We start from the raw sequence: 26,345 nt of genomic DNA on the forward strand, positions 1-26,345 counted from the left end.
CGGCAAGAAACCCACGATCGGGCTCATCCAGCGCGCGCCCGCGCACCCCTCACCACAGGGTGATCGAAAGGGCGCAGTCGGTGACCGGCGGCTGCCGTCGAGCGAAGGGCTCCCGTATGCAGCCGACCAGCCGTCGGATACGCCCGCGCCGCGTGGTCGCGCTCGCCTCGGTGGCCGTTCTGACACTGGCGGTCAGCACCTCCGCCGGCACCGGACATCTGACGGCGAGCTCCACGACGGCGGGCTCCATCGCGCTGGCCCGCTCCACGGCGCTCGGTCCCTGCATGATCAACGGCGCGCTGGGCGTACAGATGGGCGAGGGCATCCCGACGCCACCCGGGTACGCCCGCTCCACCGGCACCGTCCGCGCCCTCACGCTGATGGTCGACTTCTCCGACGCGCCCGGCCAGGGCAGCGCGCTCGACCGCCTCGCGGAGTTCTTCCCGCAGACCCAGGAATGGTTCAAAACCGGCTCCTACGGCCGCCTCGACTACCGTCCCGAGACGCCCGTACGGCACTGGCTGCGGATGCCCAAGCCGTTCAAGGCGTACGGCATAGAGCGCGGCGCGCCCTTCGACCCCGGGTACCGCGAACTGGTCCAGGACATCGTGGCCGCCGCCGACCCGACCGTGGACTTCCGTTCGTACGACCTCCTGAACGTGCTGGTCACGCCGAACGCCGGGCCCTCCGCCCTGGACACCGTCCTGTCCGTGACCTTCGCCGGCAACACCGAGGCGCCGATCGCGGACGGCGTCTCGGTCGCCAACGCGTCCTTCGTCTACAGCCGCCAGGACGACGGTTCCGGCTCCTACGACGAGACGGGATACCGGGTACTCCCCCACGAGAACGGCCACACCTTCGGCCTGCCCGACCTCTACACGCAGGACGGCGGGGGCTCGGTCGGGCACTGGGACATCATGAGCGAGGACTGGGGGGCCGGCAACGATCTGCTCGGCTGGCACAAGTGGAAGCTCGGCTGGCTCGACGAGACGCAGGTCGGCTGCGCGGCCTCGTCCGGCACCACGGAGTACACCCTCACCCCGCTGGCCAAGGCAGGCGGCGCCAAACTCGTCTTCGTACCGACCGGCACCAAGACCGGGTACGCCTTCGAACTGCGCACCCGGGACGGCAACGACCTCGCCGTCTGCCGTCCCGGCATCCTCATCTACAAGGTCGACGCGAACGTCGACACCGGCAACGGCCCCATCACCGTGTACGACTCCCACCGCGACAGCGGCGGCTGCACCCGCTCCCCCAACGTCCACGCGGAACTCTCCGACGCGCCCTTCGCCCCCGGCGAGTCCTTCAAGGACCCCAGGACCGGCGTCGTGATCACGGTGTCGGGAGTGGATCTCGCGGGGAACTACCGGGTGTACGTGACCCGACGCTGAACCGGCCGGGCCTGCCGGTGGGGGCAGTGACCTGCTGAGGACGAGCTCAGAACCTGCTGAGGTGGCCGGGCAAGCACTACCGTGTCTCTTCTGAGCCTCTTCCGATCTGAGTCTCTTCTGATCTGAAGTCTCTTCTGAGTCTCTTCTGAGAGCCGCAAACGGAGAGCCCATGCCATTGAACGTCGTGCCGGCCCCGGAGGACGAGACCGAGGACGGAAGCGGACGCGGACGCGGGGCCGTGTTGACCGGGACCGCCGTGCCCACCGAGGCCGTGGCGCCCCTCATGCGCGGTATCGCCGTACTGCGGCGGCTGACAGAGGCCGACGGAGTGTCCAGTCTCAGCGGCCTTGAGCGGGCCACCGGGCTCGCGCGTTCCACCGTCGACCGGATCACGGCGACGCTCGCGCGCATGGGGTACGTACGACTCGACGGCCGGGACGCCGTACTCGCCCCGCGTCTGATGGAACTCGGCAACGCCTACCTCGGCGCCCTCCGCCTCCCCCGCCTCCTGGACGCGCACGCCGACGCCCTCGCCGACGAACTCGACGAGTCGGTGTCCCTCGCGGTCGGCGACCGGGACGGCATCCGCTTCATCCACCAGGCGACCCGGCGCCGCGCCATGTCCCTGAGCTTCCGCATCGGCGACCTGCTCCCCGCCGAGCGCACCGCCCCCGGCCCGCTGTTCGCCACCGAGTGGGGCGCGACGGAGTGGGCGCGGTGGCGCGAACGCCGGGCCGCCGACCCGGAGGACCGGGGCTTTCCGGCCGTACCGGCACGGAGCCGACCGTTCGCCGACGCCCCGTCCGGGCCCCGCACGTCCGGGCCACACGCGTCCGGGCCCCGCGCGTCCGCGGACCGTGATCGTGCGGCCCGGCCTGCCCCGCCCGGCCGGGTCACCACCGTCGGCGACGACTTCGAGGCGCGTACGGACGAGGCCCACAAGGACGGCTGGGCGCTCGACGACCAGCTGATCGAGCCCGGGCTCGTCGCCCTTTCCATGCCGGTGCGGGAAGCGGGGCGCATCGCCTGTGTGGTGAGCGTGGTGAGTCACACCAGCCGGCACACCGCGGCCGACCTACGGGACACCCTGCTGCCTCGGCTGCGGGCGGCCGTGGCCGCGATGGAACGGGAGCTGCGCGTGGCCCCGGCCGCCGCCGAACCGGGCACCCCCTCCGGCCTCGCCACCTGGACCGGCGCCTCCAAGCAGGAACTGGGCCGGGAGTTCATCGAATCACTGGCGCGCGGACTGACCGTGATCACCTCCTTCGGCGAGGGCCGCGCCGAACTGACCCTCACCGAGGTCGCCCAGGCGACCGGCCTCGCCCGCGCCACCGCCCGGCGCGCCCTGATCACCCTGGAACACCTCGGTTACGTCACCACGCACGGCCGAGTCTTCCGGCTCACCCCGCGCGTCCTGGGCCTCGGCTTCCCTCCGCTGTCCCGGACCTCGCTCCCCGACATCGCCCTCCCCCACCTCGCCGAACTCTCGCACCGGCTGCACGAATCGACGTCGCTCGCGGTGCTGACCGGCGACGAGATCCAGTACGCGGCCCGCGTCGCCACCAGCCGCGTGATGAGCGTCAACATCACCGTCGGCAGCCGGCTGCCCGCGTACGCGACCTCACTGGGCCGCGTCCTGCTCGCCGACCTCCCCGACCCGCACCTTCCGGAACTGCTCCGGCTGACCCCTCGTACGATCACCGATCCAAAACAGCTGCTGGCCGAACTGGACCGCGTACGGGAAGCCGGATACTCCCTGGCCGACGAGGAGTTGGAGGAGGGACTGCGGTCCATCGCCGTCCCGGTGCGCGAGCACGGCGGGCGGGTCGCCGCCGCGGTGAACGTCGCCCTGCACAGCAGCCGCCGTACCGCCGAGGAGTGCGTCCACGACATCCTCCCCGAACTCCACGCCACGGCCGGACGAATCGAGGCGGACCTGCGAGTCGCGGGGCGCTTCAGGCGGGTGCCGGTGGGCTGAGCTCGGCGGGGAAGCAAGTGGGCCGACTTCGGAGGTAACCAAAGTGGGCCGACTTCGGAGGAGAACCAGGCGACCACCTGCCCCGACCCCAGCCGCCCCACCACCCAGCCCGCATCCGCTACCCTGTCCGAAGCTGCCCTTAGCGGCAGCACAGACCTTGCAGAGACCTGGCTGACCTCTCACTCAGAGTCATCCTCCGCGTTTCACGCAAGGCCCCGCCTTCGTAGCTCAGGGGATAGAGCACCGCTCTCCTAAAGCGGGTGTCGCAGGTTCGAATCCTGCCGGGGGCACCATGCAGTACGCCGCTGACCTGGGGTTTCCCCAGGGGAGGCGTCCCATTCGGCCTCGGGCTCCTCGTCCGGGGCCGTTTGCGGGACCAACGGCTTCTCACGCCTCGTAAGGGCGCTTGGCGCGGCCCTCGCGCAGGGTCTGGCCCCACCAGGCGAGTTGGTCGAACAGGACCGTGGCCGCTTTGCTGACGTTGTCGGGGTCGCGCGGTTTGCCCTCGTCGTCGAACTGCTCCCAGGCGTTGTGGAAGCTCAACGTGTCGCGGAGGGTGACGGCGTGCATCTCCGCGAAGACCTGGCGCAGTTGCTCGACCGCGCGCTGACCGCCGGCCAGGCCTCCGTAGGAGACGAAGGACACCGGTTTGGCACGCCATTCGCTGTAGACGTAGTCGATGGCGAGCTTCAGCGAGGCGGGGTACCCGTGGTTGTACTCGGGTGTGATCACGACGTATGCCTCCTGGCCCGCGATGCGCCTGTCCAGACGCGGTGCCTTCGCCGGGCCCTCCGCGGGGTCGAGGCTGAGTTTCAGTTCCTCCAAAAGGGCCGGCTCCGAGAGGTCGATGACCTCGACGTCCATGTCGTGGCGTCGGCGGGCCTCCGAGACGAACCAGTCGGCGACCGTGTCGGCGAAGCGGCCGGAGCGGACGCTGCCGATGATGACGCCCACCTTGAGGGGGCTGCTGGACATGGGGGTCCTCGGTTTCTGTGAGGGTCGGGGGCAGAGCAGCGCAGGGTCAAAAACGGCGGCCCAGCCGTTCGTGCACGGTTCCGCAGATGCGGAAGTACCGAGAACGTAGAACCTCAAGTCCGCTTCAGGTCAACCGACTTCGACCCGGAAGCACCCTCCGAACCCATCCCGGGCACTGCTCCTGTCCTCGACCGCGGCCTCCACCTTCGACCCCGACGACCTCGGCACCCTGATGGCCGACTCCTCCCGGCTCCGGTCGTGCCGCGTCGGCCGATGGTCGCCTTCGCCGCCCACCGCCTCCAGTCCGCGCTGCCGCGCGAGAGCATCCACGCGGACGGGAAGAGGTTGCCCCCCGTGGAGCTTGCGATGCGCTTCGATCCTGGTGTGTGCCGGAGAGCTTGTGGCGGCGCATGACACCAAGGTTGACCCGTCACCGGGCGGACGCCCCAAGGCTTCAGAATGTGACCCACATCACAAGCGAAACGATACCGTTTCGCTAGAAACCGGAGTTACGCTGCCGATGTGAACGAAACCGTTTCGTTCAGTTGGGCGAGAGAGGAACACCCGGCATGACTTCAGTACTCGTCGTCCACGACCAGGCACTGCAACGCCTCGGCTTCCGGATGCTCCTCGCGGCCCAACCCGACCTGACCGTCGTCGGCGAGGCGGCCGGCGGGTTCGAGGCGGTCCGCCTGAGCGCGGAACTCCGCCCGGACGTCGTCCTGATGGACTCCCGCGTCCCCGACAACGACGGCATCGATGCCATCCGCCGCATCACGCGACGCCCCGCGTTCCCCCACCCTTCCCTCCCCAGCCCGCCGCGCGTACTGGTCCTGACCACCACTGGGCTCCACGAGTACGCCTACGCCGCCCTGCACGCCGGAGCCCGCGGCTTCCTCCTCCAGGACGCCACCCCGGACGAACTGACCGCGGCCGTCCGCATCGTCGCCACCGGAGACGCCGTCATCACCCCCGGCCTGACCCGCGCCCTCATCGACGCTGTACGTGAACAGCCTCCCGGTCACCCCATCGAGCGGGAGGTCGGACTCGACGCCCTCACCGAGCGCGAGCGCGACGTACTGGTCGCCGTCGCCTCGGGGAGGTCCAACACGGAGATCGCCGCGCGGCTGTCGATCGCCCCGACCACCGTCAAGTCCCACGTCAGCAACATCCTCGGCAAGATCGGTGCCCGCGCCCGGGTCCAGGCGGTGGTGTTCGCCTACGAGTCCGGCCTGGTGCGCCCGGCCTGACACCGCAGGGTGCGCTCTCTTGCGCAGGGCTCTCTTGCGCTGCGGGTCAACGCATCGCGAAAGAAGCCGCTGATGCGGGTGGCGATGGCGGCAACGAACTCGTCCAGTTCGGCGTCGCGGTGTGGGCGGGCGAATCGTCTCTGGCCGGAGAGAGGCATCGTGAGTATTGAGCCCTCAAACCCGTTGTGCGAAGCGGTATTTCATGGCTTCTTCCAGTGGCCAGTACGGTCGGATTCATGGATTGGAACTTTCGGACGGCCGAAGAACTCGCGGCAGCTTTGCGTGCCGGTGAAGTGACCTCGGTGGAACTGACCGACGAGGCGATCGCCCGTATCGAGCGGGACGACAAAGCGATCAACGCGATCTGTGTGCCGGACTTCGACCGTGCACGGGACGCCGCGCGTGGTGCCGACCAGGCGCGCGCCCGCGGTGAGGACCTGCCGCTGCTCGGCATTCCGGTAACGGTCAAGGAGTCCTACAACATCGCCGGGCTGCCCACGACCTGGGGCATGCCGCAACACCGGGACTTCCGGCCGGCCGAGGACGCGGTGCAGGTGTCGCGGCTCAAGTCCGCCGGTGCGGTGGTGCTCGGCAAGACCAACGTGCCCCTGGGACTGCGGGACGTGCAGAGCTTCAACGAGGTCTACGGCACCACCAACAACCCCTGGGATCACGGCCGTACAGCGGGTGGATCCTCCGGCGGGTCGGCGGCGGCCCTGGCGGCCGGATTCGGCGCGTTGTCCATCGGCTCCGACATCGGCGGTTCGTTGCGTACCCCCGCTCACTTCTGCGGTGTCTACGCGCACAAGCCGACGCTCGAACTGGTGGCATCCCGCGGCTCGGTCCCGCCCACCGTGCCGGCCTGGCCGGTCGCCTCCGACCTCGCCGTCGTCGGTCCGATGGCGCGCACCGCCCGCGATCTGACGCTCCTGCTCGACGTCATGGCCGGACCGGATCCGCTGACGCTCGGTGTGGCGTACGAGTTGAGGCTGCCGCCCGCGCGCCACGAGCGGCTCGGCGACTTCCGGGTCCTGGTCCTCGACGAGCATCCGCTCATTCCGACCGGGACCGCCGTGCGGGCGGGTGTGCAGCGCGTGGCCGACGCGTTGGCCGACGGGGGCGCGCGTGTCGAACGGCACAGTCCGCTGCTGCCCAGCCTCTCCGAATCGGCGCTGGTCTACACGCAGTTGTGGTTCGCGGGGGTCGGTGCACGCTTTCCCGCCGAGACCTACGAGCAACTGCGAGGCCTCGCCGCCGGACTGAGCGCTGACGACCGGAGTCTCGATGCGGCGCGGCTGCGGGGCCTGGTGTCGAGTCACCGCGACTGGGCCGAGGCGAACAACCGTCGCGAGCTCCACCGCCAGGGCTGGCGTCAGTTCTTCGCGGAGTTCGACGCCGTGGTGTGTCCGATCACGCCCACTCCGGCGTTCCCACACGACGACAACCCGGATTCGACCACACGCCGGATCGACATCGACGGCGTCGAGTACCCGTACCTCGACCAGCTCGTCTGGGCCGGTCTTGCCACCATGCCCGGCCTGCCCGCCACCGCCATACCGACGGGCCTCTCCCCCGAGGGCCTGCCGGTGGGAGTGCAGCTCATCGGCCCGATGTTCGAGGACCGCACCCCGCTGCGGCTGGCCGAACTGCTCGAGCAGAAGATCGGCGGCTTCCAGGCACCGAGGTAGGGCACCGAAGTAGGACGTACTGCCTGGGTGTCTGTCCGTCGAGCACGAGGTGCGGATCACGACGAGATCCTCCGAATGAGAGCCGCCATACGAAGTCGAGCGCGAGACCCTCGCGACAGTTCGGCGGCCTGATTCGCGGGCTTCAGCGCCTCAGCGCAGTACCACCTCGCCCGCGTGGACGGCGCGCATGGCACGCTCGACGCTTTCCTGGTTCTCGCCGACCGGAGCCACGTAGTCGATGACGTCGCGCGCGGCGTCCTCCCCGAGTGTTCGGGTGATCACCCATGTGGCGAGGTACTGGGACGCCAGGCAGCCGCCCGCCGTAGCGATGTTCCCCTCGGCGTGGAACGGCTCGTCCAGCACCGTGACGTTGCGGGCCTCCACAAAAGGCCGGCTCGTCATGTCCGTGCAGGCCGGCATGCCGTCCAGCAGCCCGAGACGGGCAAGGACCAGCGCGCCTGAGCACTGCGCACCGATCAGCTGCCGCGAAGGGTCGAGCGCCAGCCTGGAGATCAGCCGGTCGTCGGCGACCACCTCGCGCGCCTTCACCCCGCTGCCGATCAGCACGACATCGGCTTCGGTCACGAACTCCATCGTGCGCTGACCGGTCACCTCGACGCCGTTCATCGAGGTGACCACCGGCGTCGGCGTCGTGATGAAGGCCTCCAAGCCGTCCTTACGGCACCGGTTGATCAGCGCGGATGCGATGAAACTGTCGAGCTCGTTGAATCCGTCAAAGGTGACCACGGCTACCTGCATGGCGTCTCCTCACAGCACGGCAATCGGCGATGGACCGCAGTTTCTCAGGGTGCTGTGCCCAGGTCACAGGCCAATTGGCGATGAGTGGCTCACCTCCGCCTCGCAACCCGATCAGGCTTTTTCGCCACCTGTTTCGGCCTTGTGCAGCATCTGGGCCAACAACAAGGCGCCTCCGGCCGCTGCCCCTACCGCTCCCGCGGCCAGGAAACCGCGAGAGGAGCGCCAGGACAGCACCGACCACCGCGACTGCGCGGACAACACCGATCCCGTACTCAGCCACGACCCGGCTGAGATCAGCGACAGGGAGGACCCGATCGAGCCCACCGACAGGGCACTTCCGATCGACCCGACCGACAAGGCCGATCCGACGGACCCCACCGACAGCACCGATCCCACCGAGCCGATCGACAACACAGAGTCCTGGGACCACAACGACAGCACCGAACCAGAGGAGGCACGACGGACCGACCATGCGGGCAGTTTTGTCATGAGACCATCCTGCCCGCTGGTCGCTCTGTCTCGGGTTCAGTGGCTGACGGTGGCGGTTTCACGACCGCATCGAGGGCCTACCGGCGGCTGCTCAGGCGGGCGCGGAGCAGGTTGGGGTCGGTGGCGGTGGTGTAGGCGGCGTTGAGGACGTAGACGTTGTTGCCGCGCAGGGCGATGGAGGTGGGGTTCTGGAGGCCGTCGGTGGCGTCCAGGACTGTGGTCGTTTTGCCGTTGGGGTGGATGCGTACGACTGTGTTGGGGGCGTTGAGGGCGGCGAGGATGTCGTCGCCTCGGCCGGTGAAGGCGAAGTCGTCGATGCCGACCAGGGACGATGCCCGCACCTGCGGGGCTCCGGCTCGGTTTCCGGGGTGGATCGGTATGCGCAGGAGGGTGCCCTTGTCGAGGTTGGTCACCCAGAGCGCGCCGCCGTGTACTTTCGCGCCGTTGGCTCCGAGGAAGCCGGTCGAGGCGAGTTCGGGGGCGGTGGACCATGCGGTGGGTGTGCCGCCGATGACGGGGACGGTCCATACGGTGCCGAGCACCGAGTCGGTGATGTAGAGCTGCTTGCTCTGCTCGTCCAGGGCCAGTCCGTTGGGCAGGCCGTCGGCGGGGAGTGCGGCTATGCGCTGCGGGGGCTGTCCGGGGCGCAGCCGCCACAGGCCCGTCAGGTCGGACGTGCCGGTCGCGTAGAGCACGTACACCGTGCCGTCCGAGGTGTGGACGATGCCGGTGGCCAGGGGAAAGCCGAGGACTGGTGTGTTGACGCCGCCGTCGGCGGGTGCGGGGAGCGTCGCCAGGATGCGCGTCTCGCCTCGGGGGGTGATCTGAGCGACCTGGCGGCTGGCGGCGAAGGTGACGTCTGCCGTGCCGTCGGGGAGCAGGGTGATGTTCTCCGGCATCTGGCCCGCGGACAGGTCGAAGTGGGTGGCGATCCGGACGTCTGTCAGTGACTCGCCCGCGGGGTGCGCGTTGGCCGGGGCGGCCGCCGTAAGGGCGGATGCGGCCACCGCTATGGCCGACATGATGATCTTGATGCTTCGCTTGGACTTGGGCACGGACATGGTTCCTTCGCTGGTTTCGGGCAGGCGGCGGCCGCGGTGCGGTGCCGTGGTCGAGGGGACGCCTTCGAACGGATGCCTTCGAACGGATGCCTTCGCGGATACGGATACTCGCGCGTCGGCGCCCTCGGGCGACCGAGAGAGGCCGGGAGAGGCCGGGAGAGGCCGGGAGGGGCCGGGAGGGGCCGGGAGGGGCCGGGTCAGGTGGTCGTGCGGGTTTCCGCGCCGTGGCGCGGCCGGGTCGCTTCCCGGGGCGCGGTCGCGTGGGCGAGCAGGGTCAGGGCGGTCGCGGAGGGGGAGCCGGGGGCGGCGGTGGCCACCACCAGGGTCGGGCCGTCTCCTTGCGGGTTCTGCAGTGTCTGCTGCGTGACTGTCACCGTCCCGACGAGGGGATGCCGCATCTCGTAGTCGGCGACATCGCAGGCCAGAACCCGGTGATCGGCCCACATCTCGGCGAACTGCTCGCTGCGCATGGTCAGTTCGCCGATCAGCGAGGCCAGCAGCGGATCGGCCGGGTACTTGCCGGCGGTCAGGCGCAGATTGCCCACCACCGCCCGGGCCTTGGCGGGCCAGTCGGCGTACAGGTCGCGGGTGTGTGCGTCGAGGAACACCAGCCTGGCCATGTTCGGCCGTCGGCCCGGGTCGTCGGGGCTGTCCGGATCGAGATGGCCGGCGAACAGCCCATGACCTGGCCGGTTCCAGGCCAGGACATCGGTGCGGCGGCCGATGACTATGGCGGGTGTGCCCTCGATGGCCGACAGCAGGGCGCTGGTTGCCGGGGTGACGCGTTCGGGACGCGGCCGGCCGGCGGCGGGCCTGGGCCGTCTCGGCGCACGGGCCAGGGCGTGCAGATGGGCACGCTCGGAGTCGTCCAGCCGCAGGGCGTTCGCGATGGCGTCGAGCACCTCGCGGGAGGCGTTGTGCGACTGGCCCTGCTCCAGGCGGGTGTAGTAGGGCGCGCTGATGCCCGCCAGCATCGCGAGCTCCTCCCGCCGCAGCCCCGGCACCCGGCGCCGCTCGCCGTACGTCCGCAACCCGACGTCTTCGGGCCGCAGTTGGCCCCGGCGTGCCTGGAGGAAGTCGGCGAGGTGCCCGTGCTTGTTCATGTTGCCGAGTATGCGCACCGCCGACGATCCGCGCCTGACCCCGCCGGGGTAGGGATCCGCAGGGTCTGGCTCACCCCGGCCCCGGACCCCACGATGAGCCGCATGCCCCTTCGTATTCGTACGTACCGCAGCCGGCAAGAGTCCATGAGCACCAGCGCCCCGACGACCGTCCCAACCACCGCTCCCGACTCACCACACCCCCTCGCAGGGATCGATCTGACTCCCTTCGCCTTCACCCGGCGGTGCTGGGTCGACGCAACGCCGGATTCCGTCTACCGACTCGTCAGCGACGTGTCACTGATCGAGACATGGAGCCCGAGCGCCAGCGAGGTGAACTACGCGCCGGGCGAAGGTCCTTGGGTCGGCGCCCGGTTCAGTGGCCGCAACCGCCGGGACGGGCGCGAATGGGTCACCCACTCCGAGGTGGTGCGAGCTGATCCAGGCACCGCGTTCGCCTTCGTCGTCGGTGGAGCCGACCACGGCATCGTGCGCTGGGACTGGCACTTGCGCGAGCAGGGCAGCGGCAGCGTCGTGCAGCAGTCGTGGCGGTTGCTGCGTACCGATCCGGTCCTGGGCGACACGCTCGAAGACGTCCACGCCTTGCGCGACCACATGGCCGCAAGCGCGGAGTCCACTCTGCTCGCGCTTGCGGAGTGGATCGCCGGACGCGATACCCACTGATCACCCCAGCTCATCCCAAGCGCATTTCCCCAGCCCCTTCCCGGGCTGTCTCCAGCGCGCCGCCACGTCGTCACCGTTTGAGGGACTCGGCATCCCCCATGACGATCACCGGGTGCTGGTCGGGGTCGAGCGTGCGCAGGAGTTGTCTGATGTCATCCTCCTCCAGGCTCACGCAGCCGTGCGTGGGGCCGCCGTGGTCGACGTGCAGCCATATGCCGCCGCCCTTGCCGGTGCCGAGCGGGCGGGTCCAGTCGAGGGGTGAAGTGCCGGGCTTACGGTTGTAGTTGATGGCGATGACGTAGTCGAAGGAGCCCGCGAGCGGTTCGCCCTCGAAGCCCGTTCCGCCGATGGTGAAGCCCTGCGACTGGTCGTACGGCAGCTCGGTGCCGGGGTCGGCGAGCAGGCCGCCGGCGTCGGTGAGGGCGAACACGCCGATGGGCGACCGGAGATCACCGGCGTGATGGTCGTCCGTCCAGCCCTTGAGCGCGTTGTGGGCCGGCCAGGCGGCTCCCGGCTCCCAGCCCGTGCCGACGTCGGCGTCCGTGTCGGCGTCGGCGTCCGTGTCCGCGTCGGCGTCGGCGTCGGCGTCCGTGTCCGCGTCGGCGTCGGCGTCCGTGTCCGCCTCGGCGTCCGCGTCGGCGAGCTGGTACAGCACCACCTGCGAGGCCGAGGAGTTCTTGGCCTCTCCGGTGACCAGCACGACCTGCCGCGCGTTCGCGGGGATTTCGGCCAGTGCGTGCGAACCGAGGCCCGGCAATTGCGCGGGGGTGGGGGTCGGGATGGGGGCCGAGTCGGCGGACACTTCATTGCCCGAGGCGCCGTACGCCCCGACATCCGCCGGCCTGGCCGCGTCGACCGCTCCGGCGCTGGTCCCTGCCTCCGCCCCCGCGCATCCGGCGACGGTGACGGTGACGGACAGGGCCAGAACGGCAGCCGGTATCCCCAGAGAGTGAGTACCGAGAAGCCGCCGCCGGGACACGCGACGCATCGATGAAGTCATGAACCTCAGCTTGGAGAGGACGTATGAGGAACTGGTCAGCTCCGAGTGACCAGGTCAGGCAAGTTCGAACATCGTGGCGTCGGCGCCGTACGCGCCAAAGGGCAGAACCCCCAGCCTCCCTCGCGGATATCAGGAAGTTGTCAGGGTGTGGGATAGGTGTGGGATAGCCCGCACAGGGCGCTGAACGCCGCTTGCCCGCGCTTAGAGTCGGCGGCGTGTGCGCACATATCCTGGTCGCGGAAGACGACGAGATGCAGGCCGAGCTCATACGACGGCTGCTGCTTCAGGAGGGTCACACTCCCGTCGTGGTCCACGACGGGCGGGCCGCGATCGACGAAGCCACCAGCCGCAGACCCGACTTGGTCGTGCTGGACCTGATGCTGCCCAAGGTCGACGGTCTCGGCGTATGCCGGGTGCTGCGGCAGAACGGGGACATCCCCGTTCTCATGCTCACCGCCCGCTCCACCGAGGACGATGTGCTGCTGGGCCTCGGCCTCGGCGCGGACGACTACATGACCAAGCCGTACAGCCCACGGGAACTGCTGGCCCGTATCCGCACCGTGCTGCGCCGCACCCAACGCCCCACCGACCACTCCCCCTTGCTCCGCGCAGGCGGCCTCACCGTCGATCCCGTACGCCACGAGGTGACCTGCGACGGCGTCCCCGTCCCCTGCACTCCCGGCGAGTTCGCCATCCTCCACGCCATGACGGCGGAACCCGACCGGGTCTTCTCGCGCCGGCAACTGCTCCAGCACACCCGGGGCCACGACCGCGCATCCACCGAACGCGCCATAGACGTACACATCATGAATCTGCGCAAGAAGATCGAGCCCGATCCCCGCGTCCCCGCCCGGCTGCTGACGGTCTTCAGCGTCGGCTACAAACTCACCGGGCAGCCGTCATGACGCCCGGCAACCCCCATATACCTTGGCGCAAAAGCCTGTTGGTACGGCTTCTGCTCACCTCCATGACCATCGCCGTCCTCTCCGTGGGCGCCACCGCCTGGCTGGCCGTGCAGACCACCACGCGGGCGATCCAGGACGAACGCGGCCAAGTGCTCTCCGACGACACCGACATCCTGCGTCGGCTCAGCGGCTTCGCGGCGACGCACGCCGACTGGAACGGCGTACAGGCCTCGGTGCGCGCGCTCTCCCGCAGCACGGGACGGCGCATCGCCCTGACGACCGAGACCGGGCGCACCATCGCCGACTCCGCCGCGCCCAAGACCGCCCTGCCCGCCCGCGCCTCGGCCACCGTCGACCCGCTGACCACCGACACGTACACCGAACCAGGGGCTCAACTCGCCGGACTCGACCCGCGGGTGGTGGGACCGTACCGGCTCACCGCGGACGAACGGGAACTGGTGAGAGCGGTCGCCGACAAGTGCATGCACCGGTTCGAGAGCGAAGGCAGCCTCCGGGAGCTTCCCAGCGGCCGTACGGTGATCGTCGCCGAAGCCGGAGAGGCAGCCAGGCCGCTTGAGTGCGTCGACGTACTCGACACACCTACGCCCACGGAGCAGAAGGCGCTGAGCGAACTCAACGCTCTGGCCGGGCCCTGCTTCGATCCGGGTCGGGACGAGGGCCTCCAACCGTGGATCGACTTCGTTCCCGGCTCGCCGACGGGTGACCCGGTCCGCCGTCCCAGTGGCAGCCAGCAGGAGCCGACCTGTGTCGAGAACGCGCGCCGCACACAACTCGACCCGTACGTCGCCCCGCGGGCCAGGCTCTATCTGGGGAACCTGGGCGGGCAGCCCGCGGGCTTCGACCTCTCCTCCGCCAACAAGGCCAAGATCCTTGGTGTCACGGGGCTGGTCCTGGCCGTCACCGTCGCCATGACCACCGTCGTCGCGATCCGCCTCGTCCGTCCCCTGCGAGCCCTGACAGCCGCCGCCCAGCAGCCGCCGCAACTGCACACGCGGGTCGCCGTCACCACCAAGGACGAGACCGGTTATCTGGCCGCCGCCTTCAACGACCTCACCGCGCGCCGCGAACAGCTGGAAGCCCAGCGCAAGGCCATGGTCAGCGACATCGCCCACGAGCTGCGGACCCCGCTGACCAACATCCGCGGCTGGCTGGAGGTCACCCGGGACGGGCTGCTCGCCCCGGATCCGGACCTCATCGCATCCCTGCACGACGAGGCACTGCTGCTTCAGCACATCATCGACGACCTGAGCGACCTCGCCGCAGCCGACGCCGGCACCCTGACACTGCACCGCCGGCCCATGCCCGCGGACGAACTCCTCACCCAGGCGGTCTCGGCCCACAGCACCCGCGCCGAATCCTCGGGCATCCACCTGCGCACGTACACCGACCCCGGCCTCTGGCTGGACGCCGATCCGGTGCGGATGCGCCAGGCCCTGGGCAATCTCATCTCCAACGCGCTCCGGCACACCCCCGCGGGCGGCACGGTCACGCTCGCCGCCCGGCAGACCGGCGACCTGGCCGTCCTCACCGTGCGGGACACGGGCGACGGCATCGCGCCCGAGGAGCTGCCCCACGTCTTCGAGCGCTTCTGGCGAGCCGATGAATCCCGCAGCAGACACACCGGCGGCAGCGGACTGGGGCTGTCCATCGTCCGCCAGTTCATCGAGGCGCACAGCGGAACCATCACCGCCGACAGCGAGCCCGGCGACGGCGCGGTGTTCACCATCGAGCTCCCGCGTGCCCGACAACCGGACGGTCCGACCCCCTGACACCAAGCGGAGTGCGGCGACCGGCATCACCACGAGTCCCACCTCAACAGCCTTGCCTGTCAGAGGAGTTGACGACGAAGCGGCAAAGCGATGTGGCTCGGATACATATCGAACCCCGGTACGATCGGCGACTCAGCGCTGCCGGACGTGTTCGGCGCAGCTCTTCTGGAGGGACGCCAAACAGTGCAGGCTCCGCTGCCACGCCGGTCCAAGGGGCCGTCGGCGATCGCCGCTGCCGTCGTCGGGCCGGGTTCCGGGGACGATGACGATTCTGCGCCCCGGCCGGAGTCCGAGCCCGCGGCGCCGCCGATGTCCGCGGCGGCAGCCGCGTTCGCGGCCGAGCTCACCGTCAGGCCGCCGAACCAGGCGGCTGTCGACAGGGTCAGAGCCGCCCTCCGGCCGCCGGCCAGGCGGCGGTTACCCCGGACGGCGTTGCTGGTCGGCGCCGTCGTGGTCGGGGCCGCGCTGATCGGCGGTGCCCTCCTTGTGGTCCGCGCCGGTGGCGTGCGGCCGTCGGCGTCGGTGCAGGGCGCCGTACCGGACACCACCGGAGGTGGCGGGCCGTACGGGAGCACGCCGAGCGGGCTCGGCTCGGCCCCGCCGTCCGTGTCGCCGTCGGCGAGCGGCACGAGCGCGTCGACGCGGCCATCGACCACGGGATCCGCCAGCACCGGAGCCACCCGTACGCCCGCGCAGGCCCAGCCGTCCGCAACCCAGGCCGCCGGCGGCAACAGCGCCCCCACCGAGTCGGGCAGCAGCGATCACAGCGCCTCCTGCACTCCCGTCGCAGGCTCCGGTCCGCTCACCGACTACTCCGCCTGCGCCGCCCCCGGAACCGTCACTCTCCAGGCGACCTTCAACACCTCGCAGAGGTATTACCACGCCTTCATCAACACCGACGGCAACACCGCGACCGGTTACCAACTCCCCTATCCGTCGCCCTCAGCGCTCGGCGCCGACTACATGATCGAGAACGGCGTCCTCTACAAGAGCCTGTCGACCGGCTGGGACTGGACCGAGGCCGCGGCCGGTCCCCGGATGACGGTCAGCGGCGCCACCCGGACCTGGACGCTGCCGCTGACCGGGATCGGCTCGCCGACCGGCATGCAATGGGTGGAGTTCCACGCCGGAACCGACTACACCCCGGTGATCACCTTCAGCCCGAAGTAGCCCGAAGCGGGGAGGCCGGCGCGGTCCGTTCACTCGTCAGGGCCCTGGCGATCCCGCGGGCCAGGAGCGGGTCGGCCGGGAGTACGTGGGAGGCGAACCAGCGGGCCGCTGCCGGGTCGGGGGACGGTTCTACGAACTCCGCGCCCGCGTAGTCGTCGAGCGGGGGGTCGTAGACGTATCCGGTGACCACTCCGTGGCTCACCAGACGGTCGATGAGAGCGTCTCGGTCCTGGACCAGGAGCGGGGCCCTGAAGAGGGGGAGAGGGCCGGGGTGCGCCGCGCTGTCGCGGAGTGCCGGGGAAGCCCAGGGGGTGTTTGCGAGCAGCGAGACGCCGGTGCTGCGCCGGGCGAGGTTGGCGTCGAGGCCGGCCATCCGCAGCTCCAACTGCCCGCGTACCAGGGCTCCGTGGCGGGATCGGAAGCCGTGCAGGTCGACGCGGACCCAGGGCTCGTACGCGGCGAGGCTCGGGGCCTCGCGTGCGCAGTCGGCAAGCCGTGGTGCGTGCAGGGCCATGCGGTAGTCGTCGCGTTCCAGCAACCCGAGGCGCTGGAGCGTCCGCCAGACGGGACGCACCAGGTGGAAGGTGCGCACGGTGGAACGCGCCAGCGGTCGCAGGGTCGCGGTCAGATCGTCGCGGAGGCGGCGCGGCGCGAGGAGTTCGTCGCGCAGGGTCTCCAACTCCCGCCGGGTGCGCGCGTCTTCGACGGCGAGGAAACCACCGGCCGTCGACGCCACATGCTTGGACAGGCTGAACGCCGCCGCCTTCCCGAAGGTCCCGATCGGCTGCCCGTCGACGCGCGTGCCGATCGCGTGCGCCGCGTCCTCGAACAACGGGATCCCCAACTCCTCGCACCTCAGGCGTAGTTCCTCGACCCGGTCCGGGATCCCGTACAGGTTGGTGGTCAGGACGGCGTCCACGTTCCGCCAGGTCGACTCCGGTACGGCGGCCGGGTCGATGTTTCCGTCCCACGCGGACACCGGGGCCTGCACCGGACGCAGCCCGGCCGCGAGGACGACGAAGAGGATCACGTCGTCGTTCACCGGAGACATCAGTACCCGTGCGCCCGGCCGGCACCAGCGCCGTAGCGCCAGGTACAGGGCGAGCCGGGCCGAGGGTGTATAGACGCATTCCCGCCCGAGCCGTCGTGACATCGTCGCGGCGAGCCGTGATCCGTACGACATCGTCACCTCTTCCGTTCTTCCGTTGTGATTGCACCGGTTACCGGTTGTCGGTTGTCGGTTGTCGGTAACCGGTGCAGGGAGGGACAGAGCGCGCAGGGCTGACCCCCGGCGTCGCGCGCCGACGGGGGTGGGGGGAAGGGGGAACGGAGGGCTGACTTGCTCAGCGGGCGCGGGGTTCCGCTTTGGTGGAGCCCGGGCGGGCCGAGGTGCGCAGGGTGCCGGCCGTCTTCAGCAGCCGGTCGGCCGGCTTTCGCAGTCCGGGGTGGGCCAGGACCGTGTTCCGCAGGCCACGAACCGGCCGGCGCCACAACCGGTGCGCCGTCGCCACCGGGTTGGGGCGGGTCGCGAACCCTTCGCCCACGCGCAGCTCGCGGGTCTTGAGCCAGTCCTTGTACTCCTTGTCGCCGCGCCCCATGTCCATGGTCCGCACGCCCTGCCGGCCCGCCGCCTCGGCCATCCGCAGATGCATGATCAACCCGGGCGAGTAGTAACGGAGTTCGGGGTCGTACGTCGTGAACCAGGCCGCGAACACCGAGCGCGAGGTCGGTCCGAAGTGCGCGGCCACCGGCCGGTCGCCCGCGTACACCACGGACAGCACGCCGGTGAAGTGCTCCTCGCGGACATGGAACAGATGGTCCACCAGGTCCACGATCCACGGCCGCGCGAACCGGTCCATCCGTCCCGTCCTGCGGTACTGGGCGGACTTCCACTCCATGAGCTGGTGCAGCATCCGCGGGTCTCGCTCGTCGTAGACGAACCGCATCTCGCCCAGGTCGCGCCCCAGGCGGCGTTCCTTCTTCAGCGTCGTCTTGGCCAGACCGGGGTACGCGCCGCGCAGCCACTCCGCGTAGCTGCCGTCGCCGACCTTCAGGTCGAGCACCGGTGAGGCGAACGTCCCCGTGACGTATCTGCCGAAAGGTCTCTGCTCCTCGACGAGGTGGTCGAACTCGAAGACGGACAACCCACAGGCCTTCAGCAGCCGCTGGGGGTCCCAGGTGACCCCGGGGCGGTGCACAAGGGCCTGACAGTCCGAGAGGCCGAGACCGATGGCCCGGCCGACGCCGACTGCGTTGCGCTCGTACGGGAGGAAGCCGACCGCCTCCCCGTTCTCGTGCAGGACCGCCACCCGTGCCCCGCTGCGGTACTTGCCTATCCCGGCCGCGAACTCCGGTGCCAGGAACGGGTTGGCGTAGTCCGGCGACTCGTCCATCGCCCGGTGCCAGGCCTGGCGCAGCGAGGTGCTCAGCTCTTCGGGCCTGTGGATCGTGATGTCCGTCTCAGAAGATCGCGAAGATCGCATAGACGACCGCTCCCCCAATTCCCCCATGACGCGCCCTCCGCGTCCGTCCCGTCACTTCCATGCCCAGGGGCTCAAACGTCGCGAAAGGTACGCACCCTGTCAAGGGTGCCTGTCGTAACGGAAGTGTGCGGATCGGAAGTGTGCGGACGGGAAGCGGGCGGACTGGTGGGCGCGGTCGCCCCTCGCCCTCCCCACGCTCAGAAAGTCACCGCCGCCGTCTCCGTGGTCCCCCCGAGCCGTCCGGGCGCACTTTGCTCCTGCCAGTACAGGTTGGTGTGCGCGATGACCAGGTCCGGGCTCGGTGCGCCGTACGCGCTGAGGTCCTCCGTCGTATGGGCGTCGGCGACCAGCGTCACGTCGTAGCCACGAACGAACGCGCCGTGCAGGGTCGACCGGATACAGGCGTCGGTCTGGGCGCCCGTGACGACGAGCCGGCCCACGCCGCGCTCGGCGAGCAGCACTTCCAGTTCGGTGCCCTCGAAGGAGTCGCCGTAGAGCTTGTGGACGAGCGGCTCCGCATCACCACGGACCAGCTCCGGCACGTACTGCCAGCTCTCACTGTCCCGCTTGAGCTGGTCGTCGGAGTGCTGCACCCACACCACGGGTACGTCCTCCGCGCGGGCCTTGTCGACCAGGATGCTGATGTTCGCGATCACGCCATCGCGGTCATACGCGTCCGCCACCACCCCGTTCTGAACGTCGATGACGAGAAGCGCGGCGTTCGGCCTGTCGGGCAGGGTCGTCATGGGAACCTCCTCTGTTTCCGGTCGTCCCACACTAGGCCGGGGCACTGACAACGGCCGGGGTCGCGCGGACACCGGGGTCGCGTGGACGCCAGGGTCGCGTGGACACCGGGGTCGCGCAGACGCCAGGGTCGCGCGGACGGTCGTACCCAACGGGTCGGTTCCCGGTGGTGCCTTGGGGTTCGGCGTGGGTGTGCTGTGCGCTTGCTGTGGGTTTCCTGATTCTCATTCTTCCCTCAGGGCGGGCTCACCGGTGGCCCAGACGGGGGCCGGAGGGTCGCCGCTATGGACGAAACGAACGCAGGAGGTATCCGGCGGCGGTCGGTCGAGATCGTGGTGCCGGTTCACAACGAGGCTCATGTCCTCGACGCCGGTGTCGGGCGTCTCCACGCCTATCTCGAGAGCTCCTTCCCGTTTCCGTTCCGGATCACCGTCGCGGACAACGCGAGTACGGACGGCACGTGGCAGGCGGCCGTCGGACTGACGCACCGGCTTCCCCATGTGCACGCCGTCCATCTGGACGCCAAGGGGCGGGGCCGGGTCCTGAAGTACGTGTGGAGCCGGTCGACGGCGGATGTTGTCGCGTACATGAACGTCGATCTGTCCACGGGGCTCGACGCGTTCCTGCCGCTCGTCGCGCCCCTGTTGTCCGGTCACAGTGACATCGCCATCGGCAGCCGACTGCACCGGCAGGCGGACGTGGTGCGCGGGCCGAAGCGGGAGTTCATCTCGCGGTCCTACAACCTGCTGCTGAAGCTGGGGCTCGCCGCCCGCTTCTCGGACGCGCGGTGCGGCTTCAAGGCCGTACGCGGCGATGTCTTCCGGGCGCTCGCCCCGCACATCGAGGACAACGCCTGGTTCTTCGACACCGAACTGCTGGTGCTGGCCCAGCGCAACGGGCTGCGCGTCCACGAGGTGCCGGTCGACTGGGTCGACGATCCCGGCAGCCGCGTCGACCTCGTGCGTACGGCCGTCGACGACCTCAAGGGCGTGGCGCGGATGGTGCGGCGGACGGCGACCGGACGCGCCAGGGTCGCCGCCGTACCGCACCGGGTCAGGCTGCCGCAGGCGCCGGGCGCGGTGCGCGAGACGGCCGGCCACGCAGCATGCGCGGCCGCACCGGTCTCGGTCACATCAGCCGGTGTCGGGGCCGGCTCCCGGTGAACACACCCAGCAGCCCGCCTCTCCCCAGCCCCTCCGCCCCTCCCACCTTGGAGTACCCGTCATGACGACCCTCGCCCCGCCGACCCGTGACGAAGGGGTCCGGCAGCGCTCGCACCGGGCCGGACCGCCCGCCGACGGTGGCATCAAGGCCCGCGGCCGCAGGCTCTTCACGGGCCCGCCGGAGGACCCGCGCTGGGCCCGGCCCGCCCTGTGGGCGATCCTGGTCCTGGCCGTCGGCCTGTACGCCTGGAACGTCTCGTCCATCACCGGCAACAGCTTCTACAACGCCGCCGTCTACAGCGGCACCAAGAGCTGGAAGGCGTTCTTCTTCGGCGCCCTGGACTCGGGCAGCTTCATCACCGTCGACAAGCCGCCGTTCGCGCTGTGGGTGATGGGGATATCGGCCCGCGTATTCGGCTTCGGGACCTGGCAGTTGGCGTTGCCGATGGTCGCCGTGGGCACGGGATCCGTGGCACTGCTCTACCGCATGGTCAAGCGGGACTTCGGCGTGGTGGCGGGGACCATCGCCGCGCTGGTACTCACGCTGACCCCGATCACCGTCGCCCTGACACGTGACACCAACCCGGACCCGGTGCTGGTCTTCCTGATGCTCCTCGGCGCCGCCGGGCTGATGAAGGCCGTGCGCGGCGGGCGGCTGATGCCGCTGGTGTGGTCGGCGGTCGCGATCGGGTTCGCCTTCAACACGAAGATGATGCAGGCGTACGTCGTCCTGCCGGTGTTCTTCCTCGTCTACCTCTGGGCCGCCAACGCCTCACTCGGCAGGCGGATCCGCAACCTCGCCGTCGCCACGGTCGCACTCATCGTCTCCAGCGCCTGGTGGATGGTCGTCGTCGATCTGTGGCCCGCGTCCTCCCGCCCCTACATCGGCGGCTCCACCGACAACACCGTCTGGGACCTCGTCATCGGCTACAACGGCTTCGGCCGTGTCTTCGGGGAGAGTTCCTCCGCCGGCGGGGCCGGGAACGGTGCCAGCTTCGGCGGCACCGCGTCCATCTACCGCATGTTCAACGACATCATGGGCGGCCAGATCTCCTGGCTCATCCCCTTCGCCGCGATCGCCCTCGTCGGCGGTCTGGTGCTGCGCGGCCGGGCCCCGCGGACGGACGCCAAGCGCGCGGCGCTGCTGCTGTGGGGCGGCTGGTTCGTCCTGCACTACCTGACCTTCGCGCTCGCGGAGGGCACCTTCCATCCGTATTACGTCACCGCCATGGCCCCCGGTATCGCGGCCCTGGCCGGTATCGGCGGCGTGATGCTGTACCGGGCGTTCCGCGAGGGCTCGGCGGCGAAATGGGGCTGGGTCCTGCCGCTGGCCGTCGCGGGCAGCGCGGCCTGGGCGGTCGTCCTGCTCCAGCGGGTGTCGGGCTCGGGCACGCTGTACACCGTCGCCGAGGTCGTGGCCGGTGTCGCGGGCGCGGTCGCCGTACTCGGACTGCTCGCCGGGCGGTTCCTGAAGCGGCAGCGGCTGCTCGGCCTCGCGGCGTTGGCGGCGGTCGTGGCCCTGCTCGCCGGTCCGGGCGCGTACTCGGTCTCGGCGGCCACGAGTGCCTCCAGCAACGGCACCAATCCGACGGCCGGTCCGAGCACGGGCGGCGGTATGGGTGGCGGCGGCGGGGGCACGGGCGGAGGTGCGCCGTCCGGTGCGGGCGGCAAGAGCGGCAGCGCGCCGACCGGCACCGGCGGCCGGTCCATGGGCGAGGCCCCGACGGGAGCCAACGGCTCTTCGCCCAGCGGCAGTTCGGCCTCTGACACCGAGGCCTCCGATGCCGAATCCGGTACGCAGTCCAGCGGCGGCCAGCCGGGAGGCGGAGTCGGCGGCGGTACCGAGGTGAGCTCCGACATGATCACGTATCTGGAGAAGAACCAGGACGGTGCCACCTGGCTGGTCGCGGTGGCCACCGACCAGACCGCGGCCTCGATCATCCTGGAGTCCGGCCAGCCCGTCATCTCCATGGGCGGCTGGTCCGGCACCGACAACGCCATGACCCTCGCCAAGCTCAAGAGCCTGGTGGAGTCCGGCCAGTTGCACTACATCATCGTCAGCAGCGACGGCGGCAAGAGCACGAACTCGGAGATCACCGCGTGGGTCGAGGCGAACGGCACCGCCGTCAACTCCTCGGCCTACAGCTCCAGTTCCACCAGCACGTCCACGACGAGCTCCTCCACCGGCCTGTACCGCCTGGACGCCTCCGACGTCAGCTGAGCCAACCGTCCACCACCGAGGGGCGGGTCGCCGGAGATCCCCGTTCCGGCGTCCCGCCCGCGTGCGCTACCCGATCAGGCCGAGCCCGCCTGGTTGTAGACGCCCAGGGCCTCGTCGCCGAGCACCGGGTGGTACTCGTTGCTGCCCGAGGAGACGCTGATGTTGCCGATCAGGTAGCCGGCGCCGGAGGAGTCGAAGCCGGACAGGAACCCGCCGCCGCTGGAACCGCCGGTCTGTACGCAGTCGATGCCCCACATCGTGGAACCGACCCGCCCGGAGTCGATGAACTCGTTGCCCTCGCAGTGGTTGAGCCGCTCCCCGCTGCCCTCGGCGCTGGAGCCGCCGTAGCCGAAGGAGTGCACGTGCTGGCCGTTCGGCGAGTTGAACGCGACGCCTTGGGCCCCCACGGTGTCCACGAGCGTGCGGTTGTTCACCGTGCCCACGACCGCGAACGCGAAGTCCCAGTTGGCGTTGCCGGCCGAGGACACGTAGTCACTGTCGAAGAGGAGGCTACGGGCGGTGAAGGTGCCGAACGGGCGACTGCCGTTGGCGTAGCCCGGAATGAACACCCAGTTCTTGTAGACCTCGCCGGTCGAGGCGTTCACGACGCAGTGTCCCGCGGTGAGGACCACCGACTTGTTGTTGCTGTTGCCGACGGTGGCCGAGCAGGTGTAAGTGCCGCCCGTCGCGTTCTGGAAGAACACCTTGCCGGCGGTCGTGCTGATCAGGCCGCCCCCGGTCCAAGCCGTGGGCGATGACGCGGCCGCGAACTCGCCCGTGGCGGAGGCTCCCGGCGCGGTGACCGGCGGGACCGTCACCTCGGGGCCCGCCGTCTGCGGCGCGACCGTCTCGCCCGTCACTCCTGTCGGCTGCGCCGGGGCAGGCAAGTCCTTTGCCGCGCGCAGCCGTTCGGTGGTCCAGAACCGCAGCGCCGCGTTCTGCTGCGCGGCCGAGAAGGACGCGCTGTCGACGACGGCGGGTGCGTGCGGCGCGGCGTTGGCAGTGCCGGCCGCCCATGCCGTGGCGGCGAGTGTCAGGGCACCGAGATACGCAGCAGTACGTCTCATGACGGCAGATCCAAGTCCTCGTGGGGAAGGGGGGGTTCGTGCGAGACACCGGTTCGGACCCGTTGGGCTCGGGCGAGGACCGCCTTCGACAACGTTGCCGATCGCGACCCAACTGACAACGTTGTCCAGCCAATGCGCCGCCAGACTAGCTCCCCCGTTCATGGCGTGTCCATGGCACACCTGAACCCGTACGGAATGCGTTGTACGGGTGTTCTGGGGTGAACGTACGCCCTCGGGTGGGGAGTTCATCAAGGTGAACAGCGGGAGCGGCAAGGGCCGCAGGAAGAACGCGTCCGCCATGAAGATGGTGGGGGCGCTGATCGGCGTCTTCCGGAGGACGGCGGGGTACACCCAGCGGGAGCTGGCCGAGCGGTTGAGGCTCGACGAGCAGACCCTCGCCTCGATCGAGCAGGGCAGACGGTCGCTGAGACTGGAATACGCGGTGTTCCTGGATGAACTCCTCGACACCAAGGGGGCGTTGGCCGTCGCCGTGGAGAACATGCCCGAGGTGGATCTGTTTCCTCGGTGGGCTGAGGAGTTCATCGACTTGGAGCGGGAGGCGCTGGCTCTGTCCTCGTACCAGAACCAGGCCTTACCGGGACTCCTTCAAACCAAGAGGTACGCGCGCGCCGTCTTCCGCAACGACGTGCCCGCCCTGTCGGAGGACGAGATCGAGCAGCGCGTTGCGGCTCGCGTGGAGCGACAGGAGATCCTGCACCGCAAGGAGCCACCGACTGCCAGTTTCGTCATCTCCGAGGCAGCTCTCAAGGACCGTCTCGGCGGCGGCGAGGTCTACATCGAGCAGCTGCGCCAGCTTCGCGAGTGGGCCGACCTGCCCGGAGTCACGCTCCAGATCATGCCGCTGGGACGCGAGTTCCATGCTGGCCTCTCCGGTCCGTTCGTCCTGGTGGAGACCTCAGATCATCAGCGCGTCGCCTACGTCGAGGGACAGCTCAACGGCAGGCTTATCGCCGACCCCGACGAGGTATCTGTCCTCGAACGCAAATATGCGATGCTGCGGACACAGGCTCTCAACCCTCAGGAGACCAAGAGCCTGTTGGACCGTTTGCTAGGAGAGCAATGAGCACCGCATTGCAGTGGTTCAAGTCCAGCTACAGCACCGAACAGGGCGGTGATTGCCTCGAAGTCGCCACCTCACCCCAAACCATCCACATCCGCGACTCCAAGAACCCCGACGACAGCCCCGCCCTCGCCGTCGCCCCCACCACGTGGACGGCGTTCCTCACGCTTGCCCGCGGCTGAGAGCGTCACCGTCACCGCGATCGACGCGGCGGCCATCACGGTCATCGCCGTACCGGCTGAGGTCAGTTGAGCCACCGCCCCCGCCAGTGCCGCGCTCACGCCCTGCATGGTGAGCATGCCGGAAGAGTGCAGGCCGAGGGCGTGGCCGCTCAACTCGTCCGGGGTCAGAGCCATCAGGCGTTCCTGCTGGATCAGGCTCGCGCCGAAGCCGACGGAGGCGAGGGCGATGCAGGCCGCCGCGATCGCCGTACCCGGGCGGAGGGCGAACAGCAGGTACGGCGCGGCCAGGAGCAGCAGGAACGGGATGCCCAGCCGGCGGCGGACCGGCGGCGGGATGAAGCGGCCGGTCGTCACATCGCCCACGAACATCCCGAACGCGCCGCAGGCGAAGAGCAGGCCCGCGCGGTCGGGGGCGTACGAGACGAACAGGGACTCGCAGCCGACGACGAGGCCGTTGGGGATCCAGAGGAGCAGGTACGTCGTGCGGCGCGGGGGCGAGGACCACAGGATGGCGTTGGTGCGCCAGGTCTGCGCGATGGACGGGCGGCCGGCGGCTCTCGGGGCGCGGCGGGTCAGGCCGAAGCGGGTGACCAGGGCCGCCGCCAAGTAGAGGACCGCCGCGATCCCCAGCGTGGCCCTCGGTGACAGCGCCGCCACCAGCACACCGCCCGTCGCGAAGCCCGCGATCTGCGTGAAGCCGTTCACCATGTTGAAGACCGAACGGCCCAGCAGATAGCCGTCCTTCGACAGGATCTCGTTCAGCAGGCCCCAGCGGACCCCGCCGCCGAGCGAGGAGACCAGGCCGAGCACCGCGATGAGGGCGAAGAGCGCCCAGAGCGGGAGGCCGGGCGTCGCCATCGCCGCCGTGCCGAGGGCGAAGGACAGGGCGATGCCCGTCATCGTGGAGCGGGGCGGCAGCCGGTCCGCCGCCGAGAGCAAGGTGGTCGCACCGACCACCTGGGCCAGCTGCGGCCCGAACATGCTCAACGCCGACAGCAGCGGCGATTCGGTCGCCTTGTACACCAGCGTTCCGATGGCCAGGCCGCCGATCGTCGAGGCCGTCGAGTGGAGCGCGGAGGAGAGGAAGAGCGGGGTGAACTCCCGGGTGCGGAAGAGATCGGAGTAACTGCGCATGCGCGGATTCTGGGGTGACGTGTGCGGCGA

General features: G+C 69.9%; 22 protein-coding genes, 1 tRNA gene and 1 pseudogene. 13 read left to right on the plus strand and 11 right to left on the minus strand.

The window, feature by feature from the left end:
* The first annotated feature begins 116 nt into the window (after window positions 1-116).
* The 3 genes from AB0N66_RS12080 to AB0N66_RS12090 all read left to right on the plus strand — a co-directional run bounded on the left by AB0N66_RS12080 (window position 117) and on the right by AB0N66_RS12090 (window position 3,662).
* The gene (locus AB0N66_RS12080; RefSeq protein ID WP_365431997.1) at window positions 117-1,391 is read left to right on the plus strand and encodes a M6 family metalloprotease domain-containing protein; all 1,275 of its coding nucleotides are present in this window, start codon (window positions 117-119) and stop codon (window positions 1,389-1,391) included.
* A 283-nt stretch (window positions 1,392-1,674) separates the two neighbouring features.
* A complete protein-coding gene (locus tag AB0N66_RS12085; protein WP_365432719.1) occupies window positions 1,675-3,369 on the plus strand; it encodes an IclR family transcriptional regulator C-terminal domain-containing protein in 1,695 nt (564 codons plus the stop codon).
* A 217-nt stretch (window positions 3,370-3,586) separates the two neighbouring features.
* Window positions 3,587-3,662: transfer RNA gene (locus AB0N66_RS12090), tRNA-Arg, on the plus strand.
* Between the two features lie 94 nt (window positions 3,663-3,756).
* Here AB0N66_RS12090 and AB0N66_RS12095 read toward each other — a convergent pair.
* On the minus strand, window positions 3,757-4,344 hold the full coding sequence (locus AB0N66_RS12095) for an NAD(P)H-dependent oxidoreductase (protein WP_365432000.1): 588 nt from the start codon (window positions 4,342-4,344) through the stop codon (window positions 3,757-3,759).
* A 569-nt stretch (window positions 4,345-4,913) separates the two neighbouring features.
* On the opposite strand from AB0N66_RS12095, the gene AB0N66_RS12100 reads away from it, so the two are divergent.
* Together AB0N66_RS12100 and AB0N66_RS12105 are read left to right on the plus strand one after the other, a co-directional pair.
* Window positions 4,914-5,594 (plus strand): response regulator transcription factor, encoded by a 681-nt coding sequence (locus AB0N66_RS12100; protein ID WP_365432003.1) that lies wholly within the window; start codon window positions 4,914-4,916, stop codon window positions 5,592-5,594.
* 236 nt (window positions 5,595-5,830) lie between these two features.
* Window positions 5,831-7,282: an amidase gene (locus AB0N66_RS12105; protein ID WP_365432006.1), complete on the plus strand. Its 1,452-nt coding sequence runs from the start codon at window positions 5,831-5,833 to the stop codon at window positions 7,280-7,282.
* A 150-nt stretch (window positions 7,283-7,432) separates the two neighbouring features.
* Here the strand turns inward: AB0N66_RS12105 and AB0N66_RS12110 are convergent, their stop codons facing one another.
* From AB0N66_RS12110 to AB0N66_RS12125, 4 genes are all read right to left on the minus strand, one after another.
* Window positions 7,433-8,041, minus strand: coding sequence for a DJ-1/PfpI family protein (locus tag AB0N66_RS12110; protein WP_365432009.1), 609 nt, complete (start codon window positions 8,039-8,041; stop codon window positions 7,433-7,435).
* Window positions 8,042-8,152: 111 nt separating this feature from the next.
* Window positions 8,153-8,530, minus strand: coding sequence for a hypothetical protein (locus AB0N66_RS12115; protein WP_365432012.1), 378 nt, complete (start codon window positions 8,528-8,530; stop codon window positions 8,153-8,155).
* Between the two features lie 77 nt (window positions 8,531-8,607).
* Window positions 8,608-9,591, minus strand: a complete 984-nt coding sequence (locus AB0N66_RS12120; RefSeq protein WP_365432015.1) for a hypothetical protein — start codon at window positions 9,589-9,591, stop codon at window positions 8,608-8,610.
* A 197-nt stretch (window positions 9,592-9,788) separates the two neighbouring features.
* Complete coding sequence (locus AB0N66_RS12125) at window positions 9,789-10,694, minus strand: helix-turn-helix transcriptional regulator (protein WP_365432018.1); 906 nt, start codon at window positions 10,692-10,694, stop codon at window positions 9,789-9,791.
* A 144-nt stretch (window positions 10,695-10,838) separates the two neighbouring features.
* Between AB0N66_RS12125 and AB0N66_RS12130 the strand changes: the two genes are divergently transcribed.
* Entirely contained in the window at window positions 10,839-11,375 is a 537-nt protein-coding gene (locus tag AB0N66_RS12130; RefSeq protein ID WP_365432021.1) for an SRPBCC family protein, read from the plus strand.
* Between the two features lie 70 nt (window positions 11,376-11,445).
* Here the strand turns inward: AB0N66_RS12130 and AB0N66_RS12135 are convergent, their stop codons facing one another.
* A complete protein-coding gene (locus AB0N66_RS12135) occupies window positions 11,446-12,375 on the minus strand; it encodes a L,D-transpeptidase family protein (protein ID WP_365432024.1) in 930 nt (309 codons plus the stop codon).
* 215 nt (window positions 12,376-12,590) lie between these two features.
* On the opposite strand from AB0N66_RS12135, the gene AB0N66_RS12140 reads away from it, so the two are divergent.
* From AB0N66_RS12140 to AB0N66_RS12150, 3 genes are all read left to right on the plus strand, one after another.
* Window positions 12,591-13,280, plus strand: a complete 690-nt coding sequence (locus AB0N66_RS12140; protein ID WP_365432026.1) for a response regulator transcription factor — start codon at window positions 12,591-12,593, stop codon at window positions 13,278-13,280.
* A gap of 62 nt (window positions 13,281-13,342) precedes the next feature.
* Window positions 13,343-15,070 (plus strand): HAMP domain-containing sensor histidine kinase, encoded by a 1,728-nt coding sequence (locus AB0N66_RS12145; protein WP_365432029.1) that lies wholly within the window; start codon window positions 13,343-13,345, stop codon window positions 15,068-15,070.
* Window positions 15,071-15,253: 183 nt separating this feature from the next.
* Window positions 15,254-16,240, plus strand: coding sequence for a hypothetical protein (locus AB0N66_RS12150; protein WP_365432032.1), 987 nt, complete (start codon window positions 15,254-15,256; stop codon window positions 16,238-16,240).
* Here the strand turns inward: AB0N66_RS12150 and AB0N66_RS12155 are convergent.
* The 3 genes from AB0N66_RS12155 to AB0N66_RS12165 all read right to left on the minus strand — a co-directional run bounded on the left by AB0N66_RS12155 (window position 16,227) and on the right by AB0N66_RS12165 (window position 19,469).
* On the minus strand, window positions 16,227-17,423 hold the full coding sequence (locus AB0N66_RS12155) for a DegT/DnrJ/EryC1/StrS family aminotransferase (protein WP_365432035.1): 1,197 nt from the start codon (window positions 17,421-17,423) through the stop codon (window positions 16,227-16,229). The two genes, AB0N66_RS12150 and AB0N66_RS12155, sit on opposite strands and share 14 nt — an antisense overlap.
* Window positions 17,424-17,583: 160 nt before the next feature.
* A complete protein-coding gene (locus AB0N66_RS12160) occupies window positions 17,584-18,723 on the minus strand; it encodes a GNAT family N-acetyltransferase (RefSeq protein WP_365432038.1) in 1,140 nt (379 codons plus the stop codon).
* Between the two features lie 197 nt (window positions 18,724-18,920).
* Window positions 18,921-19,469: an isochorismatase family protein gene (locus tag AB0N66_RS12165; protein WP_365432041.1), complete on the minus strand. Its 549-nt coding sequence runs from the start codon at window positions 19,467-19,469 to the stop codon at window positions 18,921-18,923.
* 282 nt (window positions 19,470-19,751) lie between these two features.
* Between AB0N66_RS12165 and AB0N66_RS12170 the strand changes: the two genes are divergently transcribed.
* Together AB0N66_RS12170 and AB0N66_RS12175 are read left to right on the plus strand one after the other, a co-directional pair.
* The gene (locus AB0N66_RS12170) at window positions 19,752-20,630 is read left to right on the plus strand and encodes a glycosyltransferase (protein ID WP_365432044.1); all 879 of its coding nucleotides are present in this window, start codon (window positions 19,752-19,754) and stop codon (window positions 20,628-20,630) included.
* 61 nt (window positions 20,631-20,691) lie between these two features.
* The gene (locus AB0N66_RS12175; protein WP_365432047.1) at window positions 20,692-22,851 is read left to right on the plus strand and encodes a glycosyltransferase family 39 protein; all 2,160 of its coding nucleotides are present in this window, start codon (window positions 20,692-20,694) and stop codon (window positions 22,849-22,851) included.
* Between the two features lie 74 nt (window positions 22,852-22,925).
* On the opposite strand, the gene AB0N66_RS12180 is transcribed toward AB0N66_RS12175, so the two are convergent.
* A complete protein-coding gene (locus AB0N66_RS12180; protein WP_365432050.1) occupies window positions 22,926-23,918 on the minus strand; it encodes a hypothetical protein in 993 nt (330 codons plus the stop codon).
* Between the two features lie 298 nt (window positions 23,919-24,216).
* Between AB0N66_RS12180 and AB0N66_RS12185 the strand changes: the two genes are divergently transcribed.
* Window positions 24,217-25,002 carry a helix-turn-helix transcriptional regulator gene (locus tag AB0N66_RS12185; RefSeq protein WP_365432722.1) on the plus strand — a complete coding sequence of 262 codons (786 nt, stop codon included), beginning with the start codon at window positions 24,217-24,219 and terminating at the stop codon, window positions 25,000-25,002.
* Window positions 24,999-25,112: pseudogene (locus AB0N66_RS12190) on the plus strand (DUF397 domain-containing protein); the annotation flags it as partial. The gene AB0N66_RS12185 and the pseudogene AB0N66_RS12190, both read left to right, overlap by 4 nt.
* Here the strand turns inward: AB0N66_RS12190 and AB0N66_RS12195 are convergent.
* The gene (locus tag AB0N66_RS12195; protein WP_365432053.1) at window positions 25,074-26,315 is read right to left on the minus strand and encodes an MFS transporter; all 1,242 of its coding nucleotides are present in this window, start codon (window positions 26,313-26,315) and stop codon (window positions 25,074-25,076) included. The pseudogene AB0N66_RS12190 and the gene AB0N66_RS12195 sit on opposite strands and share 39 nt — an antisense overlap.
* Window positions 26,316-26,345 lie beyond the last annotated feature (30 nt).

The sequence above is a fragment of the Streptomyces sp. NPDC093544 genome, from assembly GCF_040683495.1.
Classification (GTDB): domain Bacteria; phylum Actinomycetota; class Actinomycetes; order Streptomycetales; family Streptomycetaceae; genus Streptomyces.